The following is a 14065-nucleotide window of genomic DNA, read 5'->3' on the forward strand; positions in this document are numbered from 1 at the left end:
CGGCGCGTGCGGCCGCGATCATCCCGCTCCCTTGCCGGCTCCTTCTGCGACGTCGTTTCGGACGGCCATGGGCCGATCCGCCGTGGCCGGGATGGCCGGGCGAGTTCCCGTTCGACAGGACGTCGAGGCCAGCCCTCTTCGTCATCCTCTCCGCCCGAACCCGGCTGCTGCCGTGTTTCGGTTCCGGCAAGGTGAAAACCGGAAACATCCGGTTTCGACGGAGGCAGCCCGTGCCGCGGGTCACGCGGGAGACAACATCGGGAAGCCAGGAAGACCTCTCACCCCAACCCTCTCCCCGACGGGGAGAGGGAGGCGATATATGGGGAGGGAGCCCCATCGCGACGGCCCGGGAGCCCCTACCTGTTGACGGTGCGCCATCACCGCCGCGCGCAGGCCGCCGCCCGGCGTCGGCAGGCGCCGCTCGAGGTGGAAATGCCGCCAGCCCGCCTGCCCGGCCACCAGCTGCGGCGCGGCGAATATCCCGAGCGGCCAGCCGGCACAGGTGAAGGAGGCGACGACCGGCCGACCGGCCCCTCGCCAGCGGCGCAGGGAAAAATGTTGCTCGCCGCGAAAATGATCCCACATGACACGGGCGTCGGGCTCGGGCGCGTGGCAGGCGATGTCGATGTCGCTGCCGGCAAGGTCGAGCCCGAGCGGCGGCGTGCCGACCACCCGCGGGTCGAAGACGGCGAGACGGTGCATCAGGCCGGTGACGGCCAGCGCGGATCGGGCGCCCGGTTTCGACGAGGTGCCCATGCCGATGTCCCCATGGACGGCTCCGGCCGCCCGCCCCACGCCCCGATTCGCCGATGGCGCGGATCCCATGCTAGAACGGCTGCCCTTCCGGCTCGACGGAACGGTCGCCGCATGAGCGCTACCTGGTGAACGTCGCCTTATGAACATTGCCGCCCCGCCGGACATTGCCCGCGCCGCCAACGCCGCCTCGCTGAACCCGCTGCCGCCGCGCCTGCGCGCGCGCGGCGTCACCGCCGTGCTCGGCCCGACCAATACCGGCAAGACCCATCTCGCCATAGAGCGCATGCTCGGCCACTCCTCCGGGCTGATCGGGCTGCCGCTGCGCCTGCTGGCCCGCGAGGTCTACCAGCGCCTGGTCGAGCGGGCCGGCGCCGACCAGGTCGCCCTCGTCACCGGCGAGGAGCGCATCAAGCCGGCGCATGCCCGCTACTGGGTAGCGACGGTGGAGGCGATGCCGCGCGACCTCGACGTCGCCTTCGTGGCGCTGGACGAGATCCAGATCGCCGCCGATCTCGACCGCGGCCATGTGTTCACCGACCGGCTCTTGAACCGGCGCGGCCGCGAGGAGACGCTGCTGCTCGGGGCCGCCACCATGCGCCCGCTGATCGAGAAGCTGATCCCGGGCGCCAATATCCTCGTGCGCCCGCGCCTGTCGCAGCTGACCTTCGCCGGCGAGAAGAAGATCACCCGGCTGCCGCGCCGTTCGGCCATCGTCGCCTTCTCCGCCGACGAGGTCTACGCCATCGCCGAACTGGTGCGCCGCCAGCGCGGCGGCGCGGCGGTGGTGCTGGGCGCGCTCTCCCCGCGCACCCGCAACGCCCAGGTCGCGATGTACCAGAACGGCGATGTGGATTACCTCATCGCCACCGACGCCATCGGCATGGGGCTGAACCTCGACGTCGACCATGTCGCCTTCGCCGCCGACGTGAAGTTCGACGGCTGGCAGTTCCGCCGGCTCAATCCCGGCGAGCTGGCCCAGATCGCCGGGCGGGCCGGGCGGGCGCAGCGCGACGGCACCTTCGGCACCACCGGGCGCTGCCCGCCCTTCGACGCCGAACTGGTCGAGCGGCTGGAAAGCCACGCCTTCGACGCCCATCGCGTGCTGCAATGGCGCAACACCACGCTGGATTTCGCCTCGATCGCGACCTTGCAGCGCAGTCTCGCCGAGCCGCCGCGCGAGGAAGGGCTGACGCGCGCCCCCACCGCCGCCGATGTCGAGGTATTGGAAGTGCTGGCCCGCGACGAGGACGTCCGGCGGTTCGCGACCGGCCGCGCCGGGGTGGAGCGGCTGTGGGAAGCCTGCGGCCTGCCGGACTACCGCAAGGTGTCCCCGGCCTCGCATCGCGACCTCGTCGGCACCGTCTATGACCACCTGATGCGGCTCGGAAGGCTCGAAACCGACTGGTTTGCCAAACAAGTGGCCTTGGCGGACCGGACGGAAGGTGACATAGACACGCTGTCGGGACGCATCGCGCAGATCCGCACCTGGACCTTCGCGGCCAACCGTCCCGACTGGCTCGACGACCCGGAGCACTGGCAGGGGATAACACGGCGCGTGGAGGACCGACTCTCCGACGCGCTTCATGAGAGGCTGGCAAACCGTTTCGTCGACCGACGGACGAGCGTCCTGATGCGGCGCCTGCGGGAAAACGCAATGCTCGATACAGAAATCACCAAGACCGGCGACGTCGTCGTGGAAGGCCATGTGATCGGCCACCTGCTCGGTTTCCAGTTCGCGGCGGACGCTTCCGCCGGCGGGCCGGAGGCCAAGGCCCTGCGCGCCACCGCCCAGAAGGCGCTGGCCGGCGAGATCGAGGCGCGTGCCACGCGGCTCTCGGAGGCGGGAGACGACGCCTTCGTGCTCTCCGCCGACGGCACGCTGCGCTGGATCGGCGACCCCGTCGCCAAACTGATCCCCGGCGAGGAGGTACTGGCCCCGCGCCTCAAGATCATCGCCGACGAGCACCTCACCGGCACCGCCCGCGACGCGGTGCAGGCGCGGATCGACCTGTGGCTGAAGGCGCATACCGAGAAGCTGCTCGGCCCGCTGCTGGCGCTCGGCCGCGCCGAGGACGTCACCGGCATCGCCCGCGGCATCGCCTTCCAGCTGGTCGAATCGCTCGGCGTGCTGGAGCGGCAGAAGGTCGCCGAGGAGATGAAGGGCCTGCCGCAGGAGCAGCGCGCGGTGCTGCGCGGCCACGGCGTGCGCTTCGGCGCCCATCACATCTACCTGCCGGCGCTCTTGAAGCCGGCGCCGCGCGCGCTCGCCGCCCAGTTCTGGGCGCTGAAGCATGGCGGCCTGCAGCAGAAGGGGCTCGACGAGCTGCCGCATCTCGCCGCCTCCGGCCGCACCTCGATCGCGGTCGATCCCGAGATCCAGAAGGGGCTCTACCGCGCGGTGGGCTTCCGGGTGGCCGGCGAGCGGGCGGTGCGCGTCGACATTCTCGAGCGCCTCGCCGACCTGATCCGCCCGGCGCTGGCCTGGCGACCCGGTGCGCCCGGCGAGAAGCCGGCCGGCGCCTTCGACGGCAGCGGCTTCACCGCCACCGTCGCCATGACCTCGCTGGCGGGCTGCGCCGGCGAGGACTTCGCCTCCATCCTGCGCTCGCTCGGCTACCGCATGGAGCGCCGCCCGGCGCCGGTGGAGCCGGCGACGCCTGCCGCGGCGGTCGAAGCCGCCGCGACGGACGCGACGGCCGTGGAAAGCGCGCCGGATGCGGTTGCGGGTAGCGACCTCCCGGCCGAGGCGCAGGCCGAGGCCGAGACGCAGGCCGAGGCTCCCGCGACTGGCGACGTCGCCTTCGACCAGACGGTCGAGCCGGCGCTGGAGCCGGAAGCCGCCGCCCAATCCGCCATCGAGCGCGCGGAAGCGGAAACCGCGGCCCCGGACGCCCCCGTGGCGGACGCAAGCGCTGTCAGCGGCGAGGTCTTCACCGATCCGGTGTTCGACCAGACGACCGAACCCGCGCTGGAAGCGGCTGTCGAGCCGGCGGCGGACGCCGAGTCGGCTGTCGCGGAAGCCACGAGCGAGCCCACCATTGACGCGGCGGTCGCCGAGACCGCCACGGCCGAAACGGAGGCGGCCGAGGCCGCCCCCGCCGAGCCGGCGATGATCGAGGTGTGGCGCCCCGGCCGTCCGGCGGGCCAGCCGCACCACCGTGGCGGCCAGCGCGGCGGCCAGCGCAATGGCGCGCGTCAGGGCGAGGGCGCCGAGGGCGGCCGTCGCTTCGAACGCGGCGCGCCGCGCGATGGGCAGTCCCGCGAGGGCCAGCCGCGTCCCGAGGGCGAGGCGGGCCGCGACAATGCCCGGCGCGACGACAACCGCCGCGACGACCGCCGTCCGCGTCCGGAGCGCGGCGACCGGCCGGAGCGCGGCCCCCGTCCCGAGCGGGGCGAGCGTTTCGGCGGCGGCCGCGAGGAACGCCGCGGCGGCGAGCGCCGCAACGAGTTCCGCGACGGGCCGCGCCACGACCAGCGGCCGGACCAGCGCGCGACCCCGCGCAACGAGCCGCCGCGCCGCGACAAGCCGGTGGACCCGGATTCCCCCTTCGCCAAGCTGCTGGCGCTGAAGGCGAAGATGGAAGCCGACAGCAAGGACGGCAAATAGCGACCGCCCCTTTCCGCGCGAGGCGCTCCGCTTCGCGCGGGGACTTCGAAGGGAACGCGACGAGGAGCAGGGCATGGCCGGCGAGCGGCATCGCCTCGATGTCTGGCTGTGGCATGCGCGCTGCGTGCGCACCCGCAGCGTGGCCGCCGAGCTGATTCGCGCCGGCCATGTGCGGCTGAACGGCACGCGGGTGAACGCGCCCGCCCAGCCGGTCCGGCTCGGCGACGTGCTCACCGTGGCGCTCACCGGCCGGGTGCGATTGCTGAAGGTGACCGGATTTTCCGAGCGCCGGGGGGATGCGCAGGCGGCCCGCGAGACCTATCTGGACCTCAGCGAGCCACCCGGGGCGGCGTCGGGGGCCGGCGATGCTGACGTTGGGGCAGATCTGCGCCGGCGGCAGGACTGACCCTCGCCCCGCACAGGGCTGCGCCGGCCTGCGCGGTTCCGCCATGGTTGCGCGGGAACAAGCGGTAGGCTAGAGCGCTCGTCGACCGGATGCTCCCTCCGTCCTGCCGCGGGCCTTCGCACAGATGCCGGGCAGGAGGATGGCGAGCATGCTCTCCTCGCAAAAGGCATTTCGGTTTTTGCGGGACATGCGCTAGGTAAGGGCCGCGGGTAAATCACGCGTCCCGCACGGAGATAGGATCAATGCCCTACGTCGTGACGGACAATTGCATCAAGTGCAAGTACACCGACTGCGTCTCGGTGTGCCCCGTCGACTGTTTCTACGAGGGCGAGAACTTCCTGGTCATCCACCCGGACGAATGCATCGACTGCGGCGTGTGCGAGCCGGAATGCCCGGCCGAGGCGATCAAGCCCGACACCGAGCCGGGGCTGGAGAAGTGGCTGACGCTGAACGCGGATTACGCCAAGGTGTGGCCCAACATCACCGAGCGCCGCGACCCGCTTCCCGATGCGAAGGAATGGGATGGTGTAGCCGACAAGCTACAGTATCTCTCGCCGGAACCCGCTAAGCAGGACTGACCGGACGGCGTGCGTCGCGCACGCTTCGACCGCCGGCCCGACGCCTCTGCTCCGCGAGCGGCAGCGAGCCGCACGCGCGCTGCGTTGCGGCAGTGTTTTGATTCTGTGCGAAATTGTGCTATAACCCTTTTCGAGCAGTCGATTGGGTTTGCCATGGCGCAACGCTCCCGATTTGGAGCGATCTCCCCGGAATTGATGAAGGGCTTGGTCTGACACGCCTTTGGCGCGTGCCGGGGACCCCCGATTTTCCGTTGTCGGCTGATGGTACGGCGCCGGTATCCACCGGTGCCGGGTGTGTCTTATGCCCGGAGAGATCCGGGATGGCAAGCCGGCCGAGGTGGCCGGGTGCCGAAGAACCGAGACCCAGGAGCAGGCTCAGCATGTCGACGAAGAAGCCGTCCACCAACGTCCGTCAGGGGTTCAAGACGGGCGAGCATATCGTCTATCCGTCGCATGGCGTCGGACGCATCACGTCGATCGAAGAGCAGGAAGTGGCGGGCTTCAAGCTCGAACTGTTCGTCATCCACTTCGAAAAGGACAAGATGACGCTCCGTGTCCCGGTGCCGAAGATCGCCTCGGTGGGCATGCGCAAATTGTCCGAGCCGGCGGTGATGAAGAAGGCGCTGGAGACCCTGAAGGGCCGCGCCCGGGTGAAGCGCACCATGTGGAGCCGCCGCGCCCAGGAATACGAAGCCAAGATCAATTCCGGCGACATCGTCGCCATCTCCGAGGTGGTGCGCGACCTCTACCGCTCCGACGCTCAGCCCGAGCAGTCCTACAGCGAACGCCAGCTCTACGAGGCCGCGCTCGACCGCATGGCCCGCGAGCTCGCGGCGGTGGACAACCTGACCGAGACCGAGGCGATCAAGGCGATCGAGGCGAACCTGCAGAAGGGCCCGCGTCGCCTGGGCAAGGGCGAGGAAGCCGAAGCCGAGGACGTCGAGGACACCGACACCGAGGAAGCCGCCGCCTGAGCGCGTCGCAACCTTTCAGGAACATGGAAAGCCCGGCCTCGCGCCGGGCTTTTCTTTTGGGACGTCGTGCGGCGATGCGGAGCGTCGGCCGGTTGCGACCATGGAAGCGGGCGGACGGCTTGGTTCCACGGCGACGCGCGGGCAGCGGCGAGCCGCACGCTTGATGCCGGGAGCGGAGCATCGGTCTCTCTCCTGCGCCCCGCTTATGGCTGGACGAGACGCTGACGGGGGAGGCGATTGCCGAGGGGAGCGATTGCCGAGGGGGCATGCGGCCGGCCCGCGCGGCGAGGAGAGCGCCGCTTCGCCGACGGCCGCGCCGGCATCGGCCCGTCGGGTGGGGCGGGATAATCCAGCGCTCATTCGGGGTGGGTCGCGTATTTTGCGATATCACGCCGGCGGCGCTGCCATCGTATTGGAAGGGAGAGGGCGGGCCGGCCTCAACCTTGCCCGGGCGGGAGCTGCCGTCCGCCGCGTACTGGGAATCGGAATCAAACAGCACAGGGCGCGGGCGGCCTCGCTTGGCGAGATTTCGCCTCCTCCCGGCACGCTCCCCGATAACCGGGCTGCCGATAGCTGGAAAGGCACCGGCTAGGCGGGCCGTCCGTCAACCGGACGCCGGGCGGAAGGAGCCCGTCGATGCCGCGTCGGGGTGGGCGCGGGGTGTTCGGCAGGCGGCGCGCCCTTGCGTGGGGGCTGAATCGGGCAGTGGGAAACCGGGAGCGAGCCGCGGCGCACCATGGTGCCACGCCGCCAGGAAAAGCGGTCGCGCAGCCCCCTCCTGTCGGCATGCGGGCAAGAGAGCAACGCGCACCGCGACCTCTACGGACGGAGCGGGGTGGCCTGACCCGGAGAACACGCCGGCCTGAGGAAGAGCCGCAGGCCATGGCCCGTTCGACCTGGCCCGCCGGCCATGCCGGAGGGGCACGGCCCCGCTCACTCCGCCGGCGTCGTGCCCTCGCGGGAGGCGGGCACCGGCGCCATGCTCTCGAACACCCCGTCGCGGCGGATGAAGGCGTGGAACAGCGCGGCGGCGAGATGCATGAGGATCAGCGCGAAGAAGGCGAAGGCGAGGTACACATGCGCCTGCCACAGCAGCGCATGCAGCTGGTCGTTCTGCGGCAGGATCGCCGGCAGCCGCAGGCCGCCATAGAGCACGATGGGATAGGCCCCGGCCGACAGCATCGCCCAGCCGATCAGCGGCATGCCGATCATCAGCGCGTAAAGCCCGTAATGCGAGAGATGCGCGGCGAGCTTCATCGGCGCCGGCATCGAGGCCGGCAGCGCCGGCGCGCCGTAGACGAAGCGCACCGCCAGCCGGATGAGCGCCAGCGCCAATATGGCGATGCCGAGCGTCTTGTGGGTTTCGACCAGCGGCAGGTATTTCGGCGCCACGGTGGAGACCATGCCGACGCCGATGAACAGCATGGCGAGGATGCCGACCGCCATCAGCCAGTGCAGCGTGCGCTGGAGGACGGTGAAATGCGCGGAATCGGAGCTCATCGGATCACCGTTCAGGGCTGTTTCGGCTGCGGGGCGGCGCCGGCCGGCGCCTGGTAGGGGTAGTCCTTCCACTCGGCGGTGCGCAGATTGTAGGAGCGCGCATAGGCGGCCGAGCGCGCCGCCGGGAACGGGTCGTCGGAGACGCCCATGCCGTCCGGCAGGAGGGTGGGATCGAAATTGATGTCGCGGCAGGGGCCGTCGGCCTCGGCCTCGATCTTCTCGACCACCAGCGTGCCGGCCTCCACCGTGCGCCGTCCCTCCGGCCAGGCCTTGCTGGGATCGGCGGTCGGGTCGCCGGGATCGGCGACGGTGAGCACCAGCGTCCAGCGTTGCGGCGCGCCGGCCACCCGCTCGGCGATCTCGGTTTCCAGATGGTTGGGGCCGAGCTTGGCGAAATCGGCCGGGCTCAGCGGCTCCGGCTGCGCCTGCGGCCTGAACGACCAGCGCACCGCATGGGTAGTGCCTGCGGCATCGGTGAACAGGAAGGCGTTGAGGCTGTTGAACGCATCCTCGGCATAGCTCGCCATGAACGGCGCGCTGCCCGCCCACGCCCCGAAGGCGGCGAATTCGGGATGGGCGGCGATGAAGCCCTTCATCGCGTCGGGATCCTTGGAATGGCTGGCCTCCAGCAGCGCGTAGAAGGCATCGGGCGTCGCCACCGGGAAGAAGGGCGGGTCGATCATCGCCGCGCGCCAGACCTGCCCGCCGGCGGTGATCTGCAGGCCGAGGCCGCGCACCCGCACGGTGGCGTCCGGGGCGTTCGGGTCCGGCGTGCCGAGATTGAAGCGGCCGACCACCGGGAAATCGCCCTTCGCCAGCTGGGGCGCCCGCGACAGCGCCGCGCCCTGCCCGTTCGACTGGAAGACGCCGGTGAAGCAGATGCCCTTGGCATGGTTGCGCCGGTGGCCGAGCGCCGGCCCGCCGGGCGGCGCCAGCGCCCCCACCAGCTTCTGCGGGCTGAGGCGCTCCGGCGACAGGAAGCCGCCGGTATAGGCGAAGGCGCCGGCACCCACGGCGACGATGCCGGCGATGAGGACGAGCGAGCCGATCGCGGCGCGCGGCGTCGGCGGAGGCAGCTGAGCCATGGGAAGCCCTTCCGAAGGATGCGGCCGCAACCGGCCGAAGATGGAGCCATTCTAGACAGAAGCGCGTGACAGGGCTTGCACGATCACGACCCGGCTTGCGCATTCGCACGGCCCTTGCGCGGGACTCTCGCCGCGCGGCGTTTGCCGCGAGGTTCTTGCCGCGCGACCTTGCCGCGAAGCCTTTACCCGCCCCCCTCGCCCGTCGGCCGATGGCGGCGCCGGCTTCGCTTGGTCCCGCGCTGTGGTAGAAGGAACGGCCGGGGCGGAGCGCGTCCCGGCAGGGGGAGCGACCGATCCATGCCGCGCAGGCGCCAGAGCCATGAGCCCGGCCATCGCCGGAAATTCCTGGTGGTCGTCGACGACACGCCGGAATGCGACCGGGCGGTCTATTACGCCGCCCGCCGCGCCGCCCGCACCCAGGGCGGCGTGGTGATGCTGGCGGTGCTGGAGCTCGCCGACGTGCAGAGCCAATGGCTCGGCGTCGCCGATCTCATGCGCGCCGAGGCGACCGACAAGGCGCAGGGGCGCCTCGACCATTTCGCCGCCCGCACCCGCAACCTGTCCGGCGTCGAGCCGGAACTGGCGGTGCGCGAGGGCGAGGTGGCCGGCGAGATCCTGAAGATCATCGAGGCCGACGAGGACATCGCCATACTGGTGCTGGCCGCCGGCACCGGCAGCGAAGGGCCGGGACCGCTGATCGCCGGGCTCGCCGGCGGGCTGCTGGCCGGCCTGCCGATCCCGGCGACCATCGTGCCCGGCGGCCTGTCGGACCTCGAGATCGACGCCCTGGCCTGACGCTTTCCCGATCCGTGCCTGCCCCGCCCGATCGAGGAAAGCCCCATGCCGTCCCGCTCCCTGCTGCCCGTACACGCCCTCTGGATCGGCCCCGCGCTGGGGCCGGTGGCACGGGCCTGCCTCGCCTCCTTCGTGCGGGCCGGCCATCGCGTCACCCTGCACGGCTACCAGCGCCCGCACGACCTGCCGCCCGGCGTCGCCTTCGCCGATGCCGCCCGCCTGGTGCCGCCGGAACGGATCATCCGCCACCGCGAGACCGGCAGCCATGCGCTGTTCGCCAATGTGTTCCGCTACAAGCTGCTGGAGCGCCTCGACTGCCTCTATGTCGATTGCGACGTCTATTGCCTGAAGCCGGTGGAGAGGGCGGACTACCTGTTCGCCTGGGAGGACGACATCCACATCAACGGCGCGGTGCTGCGGCTGCCGCGCGATTCGGCGCTGCTGCGCGCGCTCAACGAGGTGGCCACCGATCCGCCGGCGGTGCCGCCCTGGCTGCCGGCGGACGTGCGGGCCGAGCTCGCGGAGAATGCCCGGCAGGGTCGCCCCACCAGCGTCGAGGACATGCCCTGGGGCGTGCTGGGCCCGCGGGCGATCACCTGGCTGGCCAGGGAATGCGGCGTCGACGGCAAGGCGCTGCCGGCGGAGGTGTTCTATCCCCTGCACTACACGCAGGTGCACCGGCTGCTCGACCCGGCGCTGGGCATCGAGGATCTCGTCACGCCGCAGACGCAATGCCTGCATCTCTACAACGAGATGCTGCGCCGGCTCGACCTCTCGGCGGTGCCGCCCTCCTCGCCGCTCGGGCGCATGCTGGCGGCGCCGGAGACGGTGCCGAGCCGATGGGATCGGCTGCGAGGCTTCCTTTGGCGGCGGTGAGCGCCTATTTATAACGGTACCAAACCCATGTCGCCGGGGCCTTGAACCCCGGTAGGCCAGGAGCATCCGATGTTCATCCAGACCGAGCCGACCCCCAATCCCGCCACGCTGAAGTTCCTGCCCGGCCGCAGCGTGCTCGGTGCCGGCACCTTCGAGGCGCGCGACGCCGAGGAGGCCGCCCGCTCGCCGCTGGCCGCCAAGCTGTTCGACATTCCCGGCGTCACCGGCGTGTTCTTCGGCTCCGACTTCGTGACCGTCACCAAGGACAGCGCCGAATGGGCGCATCTCAAGCCGGCGATCCTCGGCGCCATCATGGAGCATTTCGTCTCCGGCCAGCCGGTGCTGCCGGAAGAGCACGCGCAAGGGGACGACGACGCCTTCTGGGAAGAGAAGGATGCCGGCCTCGTCGACACCATCCGCGAGCTGATCGACACCCGCGTGCGGCCGGCGGTGGCCAATGACGGCGGCGACATCACCTTCCGCGGCTACAAGGACGGCGTGGTGTTCCTCGCCATGAAGGGCTCCTGCTCCGGCTGCCCCTCCTCCACCGCGACGCTGAAGAACGGCATCGAGAACCTGCTGCGGCATTTCGTGCCGGACGTGGTCGAGGTCCGGCCGGTCTGAGCCGTCGCGATATTGCCTCCCCGGGACCTGCCGGCGCCGCTGCCGGCGCGCCCCGTCGCCGGCGGCAGGACGCCGGCTGCCTGTGGAGAGGAGATCCGGCGGGGCTTTGCCTCGCCGTCCGCCCATGTGCATGGTGAGGCGAAGGATAGTGCCGTCATGCTGATTCTCGCCCTCGATACCGCGCTGGAAGCCTGTTCCGTCGCCCTGCACGACGCCGCCCGCGACGTGACGCTGGCGCGGGCCTCGCAGGTGATGAGCCGTGGCCATGCCGAGGCGCTGGTGCCGATGGTCGACCAGGTGATGGTCGAGGCCAACAGCCATTTCGGCGACATCGGCATGTTCGCCGTCACCGTGGGGCCGGGCAGCTTCACCGGGCTGCGGGTCGGGCTGTCGGCGGCGCGCGGCTTCGGCCTCGCCACCGGCCGGCCGGTGATCGGCATCTCCACCCTCGCCACCCTCGCCGCGCCGCCGCTCGCCGCGGATGACGGCGTGCCGGTGGTGGCCGCCATCGATGCCCGGCACGACAATCTCTACATCCAGATGATCGGCCCCGGCGGCCGGGTGATGGTGGGTGCCCGGCAGGTGACGCTGAAGGACGCGGTGCGTGCGGTCGCCAGCGGCCCGGCGCGGCTGGTGGGCTCCGGCGCGCCGCTGCTGGCCGCCGCCTGGCCCTCCTCGGCGCCGCCGCCGGTCGAGGTGGTCGCCACCAACACTCCCGATCCGGTGTGGCTGGCACGCCTCGCCTCGGTGGCCGACCCGGCGAAATCCGAACCGCGCCCGCTCTATCTGCGCGATGCCGACGCCAAGCCGCAGACGGCGGCCCGCATCGCCCGCCGCTGAGCGCGGGAGGCGGCGCGCCAATGGGGCAGCGGCGATGAGCTGGAAGATCACCGACATCACCCGCGCCTGGCGGGCGCCGCCGGCCTTCCGGCCCGCCAGCGCCGCCGATGCCGAGGCGCTGGCCGGGCTGCATGCGGCCAGTTTCCGCATCGGCTGGGAGGCGGCGGAATTCGAGCGCCTCATCGCCGACCGGCTGAGCCGGGCGCTGGTGGCAACCGACGGCCCGGGCGGGCGGGTGACCGGCTTCATCCTCACCCATGGCGTCGCCCCGGAAATGGAGATCCTGTCCATCGCGGTGGCGCGCACCCATCGCGGCGGCGGCATCGGCCGCGCCCTGGTGGAGAAGGCCATGGCCCGCCTCGCCGCCGAGGGTATCGCCGCGCTGTTCCTCGAGGTGGAGGACGGCAATGCGGCGGCGCAGCGCCTCTATGAACATGCCGGCTTCCGGGAGATCGGCCGCCGGCCGGGCTATTACCGCGACGCCGCCGGCCGGCCGGTGGCGGCCATCGCCATGCGCCGCGACCTGACGTGAGAGACGGCCGGGGACGGCGCCGGAGGAATCGGTTGCCCTCCACCGACGGGTTGCGCCATAAGCAGCGGGACACTTGCGAGGTTGGGGCCCGCTCTCGCCGCACACGCCTTCCGGTTGTGCGGGGCCGGTCCCGGGAGACGTTGCTGGGATGACCGACAAGCCGACCGCCATCGAGGAGGCCTGCGTGACGCTGGGCCTGCGCATGACGGACCAGCGCCGGGTGATCGCCCGCGTCATCGCCGACGCGCAGGACCACCCCGACGTCGAGGAGCTGCATCGCCGCGCCGTGGCGGTGGACGACCGCATCTCCATCTCCACCGTCTACCGCACGGTGAAGCTGTTCGAGGATGCCGGCATCATCGAGCGCCACGACTTCCGCGACGGCCGCTCGCGCTACGAGCCGGTGCCGGACGAGCACCACGACCACCTGATCGACCTGCGCAACGGCACGGTGGTGGAGTTCCGCTCCGAGGAAATCGAGCACCTGCAGGAGGAGATCGCCCGCAAGCTCGGCTTCCGGCTGGTCGGCCACCGGCTGGAGCTCTACGGCGTCCCGCTCGATTCCAAGCCGAAGAAATAGACCATGCGCCCCCTGCTCGTGCTGGTGCCCGTCGTGCTGATCACGCTCGCCGGCATTCCCGCACAGTGGCTGGCGGTGAAGCTGAATCTCGGCGCCCGGCGCTGGATCCCGGTGCTGTATCACCGGGCGGTGCTGGCGCTGGTCGGCGTCACCGTGCGGGTGAACGGCGCCCCGGCGGCCGAGCGGCCGCTGATGATCCTTTCCAACCACGTCTCCTGGCTGGACATCTGCGTGCTGGGCTCGCGCTTCCCGCTGTGCTTCGTCGCCAAGAGCGAGGTCGCCGGCTGGCCGGGCATCGGCCTGCTCGCCAAGCTGCAGCGCACCATCTTCGTCGACCGGCAGGCGCGGGCCGCCACCGGCCGGGTGAGCGAGGCGATCGCCGCCCGGCTCGGCGACGGCGACCCGGTGGTGCTGTTCGCCGAGGGCACGTCGAGCGACGGCAACCGGGTGCTGCCGTTCCGCTCGGCGCTGGTCGGCGCGGCGCGGCCGAGCGCCGAGGGCCGGCCGGCCACCCTGCAGCCGCTGGCCATCGCCTATGTGGCGCAGGGCGGGATGCCGCTCGGCCGCGCCCGGCGCCCGCTGGTGGCGTGGTACGGCGACATGGACCTCGCCCCGCATCTGATGGAAGTGCTGCGGCGCGGCGGCATCGAGGTCGAGCTCAGCTTCGGCGCGCCGATCGCCGGTGCCGACCGCAAGGCGGCGACCGGCCGCGCCGAAGCCGCGACCCGCGCCATGGTGGCCGAGGCGCTCAATCCCCGGCCGGCGTGACGGGCCGGCAGGCGGGCGGAAACCGGGCCGCGGCTCATTTCCTTTTGCCGGGAATCCCGCTAAACAAGTCGAAGGTGTCGACCGAGGAGACGTGTACGATCTCGACCAGGGAACGAGCGGCGGTAAACGGAGGCGCCTTCCCAC

General features: G+C 71.4%; 14 protein-coding genes. 11 read left to right on the plus strand and 3 right to left on the minus strand.

Translation table 11 applies throughout. From position 1 onward, the window contains the following. Positions 1-240: 240 nt before the first annotated feature. A complete protein-coding gene (locus KHC19_RS15185; protein WP_213353216.1) occupies positions 241-756 on the minus strand; it encodes a DUF4269 domain-containing protein in 516 nt (171 codons plus the stop codon). Between the two features lie 139 nt (positions 757-895). On the opposite strand from KHC19_RS15185, the gene KHC19_RS15190 reads away from it, so the two are divergent. The 4 genes from KHC19_RS15190 to KHC19_RS15205 all read left to right on the plus strand — a co-directional run bounded on the left by KHC19_RS15190 (position 896) and on the right by KHC19_RS15205 (position 6321). Next, complete coding sequence (locus KHC19_RS15190; protein ID WP_213353217.1) at positions 896-4363, plus strand: helicase-related protein; 3468 nt, start codon at positions 896-898, stop codon at positions 4361-4363. 73 nt (positions 4364-4436) lie between these two features. Continuing rightward, positions 4437-4769, plus strand: coding sequence for an RNA-binding S4 domain-containing protein (locus KHC19_RS15195; RefSeq protein ID WP_213353218.1), 333 nt, complete (start codon positions 4437-4439; stop codon positions 4767-4769). A gap of 242 nt (positions 4770-5011) precedes the next feature. After that, positions 5012-5347, plus strand: coding sequence for a ferredoxin FdxA (fdxA, locus tag KHC19_RS15200; RefSeq protein ID WP_213353219.1), 336 nt, complete (start codon positions 5012-5014; stop codon positions 5345-5347). Positions 5348-5598: 251 nt separating this feature from the next. Next, on the plus strand, positions 5599-6321 hold the full coding sequence (locus tag KHC19_RS15205) for a CarD family transcriptional regulator (RefSeq protein ID WP_378295875.1): 723 nt from the start codon (positions 5599-5601) through the stop codon (positions 6319-6321). Between the two features lie 933 nt (positions 6322-7254). Here the strand turns inward: KHC19_RS15205 and KHC19_RS15210 are convergent. Further along, entirely contained in the window at positions 7255-7821 is a 567-nt protein-coding gene (locus KHC19_RS15210; protein WP_213353221.1) for a cytochrome b, read from the minus strand. Between the two features lie 11 nt (positions 7822-7832). Beyond that, positions 7833-8906 (minus strand): catalase family peroxidase, encoded by a 1074-nt coding sequence (locus KHC19_RS15215; RefSeq protein ID WP_378295873.1) that lies wholly within the window; start codon positions 8904-8906, stop codon positions 7833-7835. Between the two features lie 297 nt (positions 8907-9203). Here KHC19_RS15215 and KHC19_RS15220 point away from each other — a divergent pair, with 297 nt between their 5' ends. The 7 genes from KHC19_RS15220 to olsA all read left to right on the plus strand — a co-directional run bounded on the left by KHC19_RS15220 (position 9204) and on the right by olsA (position 13921). Beyond that, positions 9204-9701: a universal stress protein gene (locus KHC19_RS15220; protein ID WP_213353222.1), complete on the plus strand. Its 498-nt coding sequence runs from the start codon at positions 9204-9206 to the stop codon at positions 9699-9701. 45 nt (positions 9702-9746) lie between these two features. Then, the gene (locus tag KHC19_RS15225; RefSeq protein ID WP_213353223.1) at positions 9747-10577 is read left to right on the plus strand and encodes a hypothetical protein; all 831 of its coding nucleotides are present in this window, start codon (positions 9747-9749) and stop codon (positions 10575-10577) included. A gap of 69 nt (positions 10578-10646) precedes the next feature. Next, positions 10647-11201 carry a NifU family protein gene (locus KHC19_RS15230; RefSeq protein WP_213353224.1) on the plus strand — a complete coding sequence of 185 codons (555 nt, stop codon included), beginning with the start codon at positions 10647-10649 and terminating at the stop codon, positions 11199-11201. A gap of 156 nt (positions 11202-11357) precedes the next feature. Then, on the plus strand, positions 11358-12041 hold the full coding sequence (gene tsaB, locus KHC19_RS15235; protein ID WP_213353225.1) for a tRNA (adenosine(37)-N6)-threonylcarbamoyltransferase complex dimerization subunit type 1 TsaB: 684 nt from the start codon (positions 11358-11360) through the stop codon (positions 12039-12041). Between the two features lie 34 nt (positions 12042-12075). Next, positions 12076-12573 carry a ribosomal protein S18-alanine N-acetyltransferase gene (gene rimI / locus KHC19_RS15240; protein WP_213353226.1) on the plus strand — a complete coding sequence of 166 codons (498 nt, stop codon included), beginning with the start codon at positions 12076-12078 and terminating at the stop codon, positions 12571-12573. 148 nt (positions 12574-12721) lie between these two features. Then, positions 12722-13153, plus strand: a complete 432-nt coding sequence (locus tag KHC19_RS15245) for a Fur family transcriptional regulator (protein WP_213353227.1) — start codon at positions 12722-12724, stop codon at positions 13151-13153. 3 nt (positions 13154-13156) lie between these two features. Continuing rightward, on the plus strand, positions 13157-13921 hold the full coding sequence (gene olsA / locus KHC19_RS15250) for a lyso-ornithine lipid O-acyltransferase (protein ID WP_213353228.1): 765 nt from the start codon (positions 13157-13159) through the stop codon (positions 13919-13921). Positions 13922-14065: the final 144 nt, after the last annotated feature.

This window comes from Ancylobacter oerskovii, assembly GCF_018390555.1.
GTDB classification, from domain to species: domain Bacteria; phylum Pseudomonadota; class Alphaproteobacteria; order Rhizobiales; family Xanthobacteraceae; genus Ancylobacter; species Ancylobacter oerskovii.

Bases quoted from the DNA above. Each gene is read 5' to 3' on its own strand.
- KHC19_RS15185 (WP_213353216.1), bottom strand. From the start codon at position 756: ATGGGCACCTCGTCGAAACCGGGCGCCCGATCCGCGCTGGCCGTCACC.
- KHC19_RS15190 (WP_213353217.1), top strand. From the start codon at position 896: ATGAACATTGCCGCCCCGCCGGACATTGCCCGCGCCGCCAACGCCGCC.
- KHC19_RS15195 (WP_213353218.1), top strand. From the start codon at position 4,437: ATGGCCGGCGAGCGGCATCGCCTCGATGTCTGGCTGTGGCATGCGCGC.
- fdxA (WP_213353219.1), top strand. From the start codon at position 5,012: ATGCCCTACGTCGTGACGGACAATTGCATCAAGTGCAAGTACACCGAC.
- KHC19_RS15210 (WP_213353221.1), bottom strand. From the start codon at position 7,821: ATGAGCTCCGATTCCGCGCATTTCACCGTCCTCCAGCGCACGCTGCAC.
- KHC19_RS15215 (WP_378295873.1), bottom strand. From the start codon at position 8,906: ATGGCTCAGCTGCCTCCGCCGACGCCGCGCGCCGCGATCGGCTCGCTC.
- KHC19_RS15220 (WP_213353222.1), top strand. From the start codon at position 9,204: ATGCCGCGCAGGCGCCAGAGCCATGAGCCCGGCCATCGCCGGAAATTC.
- KHC19_RS15225 (WP_213353223.1), top strand. From the start codon at position 9,747: ATGCCGTCCCGCTCCCTGCTGCCCGTACACGCCCTCTGGATCGGCCCC.
- KHC19_RS15230 (WP_213353224.1), top strand. From the start codon at position 10,647: ATGTTCATCCAGACCGAGCCGACCCCCAATCCCGCCACGCTGAAGTTC.
- tsaB (WP_213353225.1), top strand. From the start codon at position 11,358: ATGCTGATTCTCGCCCTCGATACCGCGCTGGAAGCCTGTTCCGTCGCC.
- rimI (WP_213353226.1), top strand. From the start codon at position 12,076: ATGAGCTGGAAGATCACCGACATCACCCGCGCCTGGCGGGCGCCGCCG.
- KHC19_RS15245 (WP_213353227.1), top strand. From the start codon at position 12,722: ATGACCGACAAGCCGACCGCCATCGAGGAGGCCTGCGTGACGCTGGGC.
- olsA (WP_213353228.1), top strand. From the start codon at position 13,157: ATGCGCCCCCTGCTCGTGCTGGTGCCCGTCGTGCTGATCACGCTCGCC.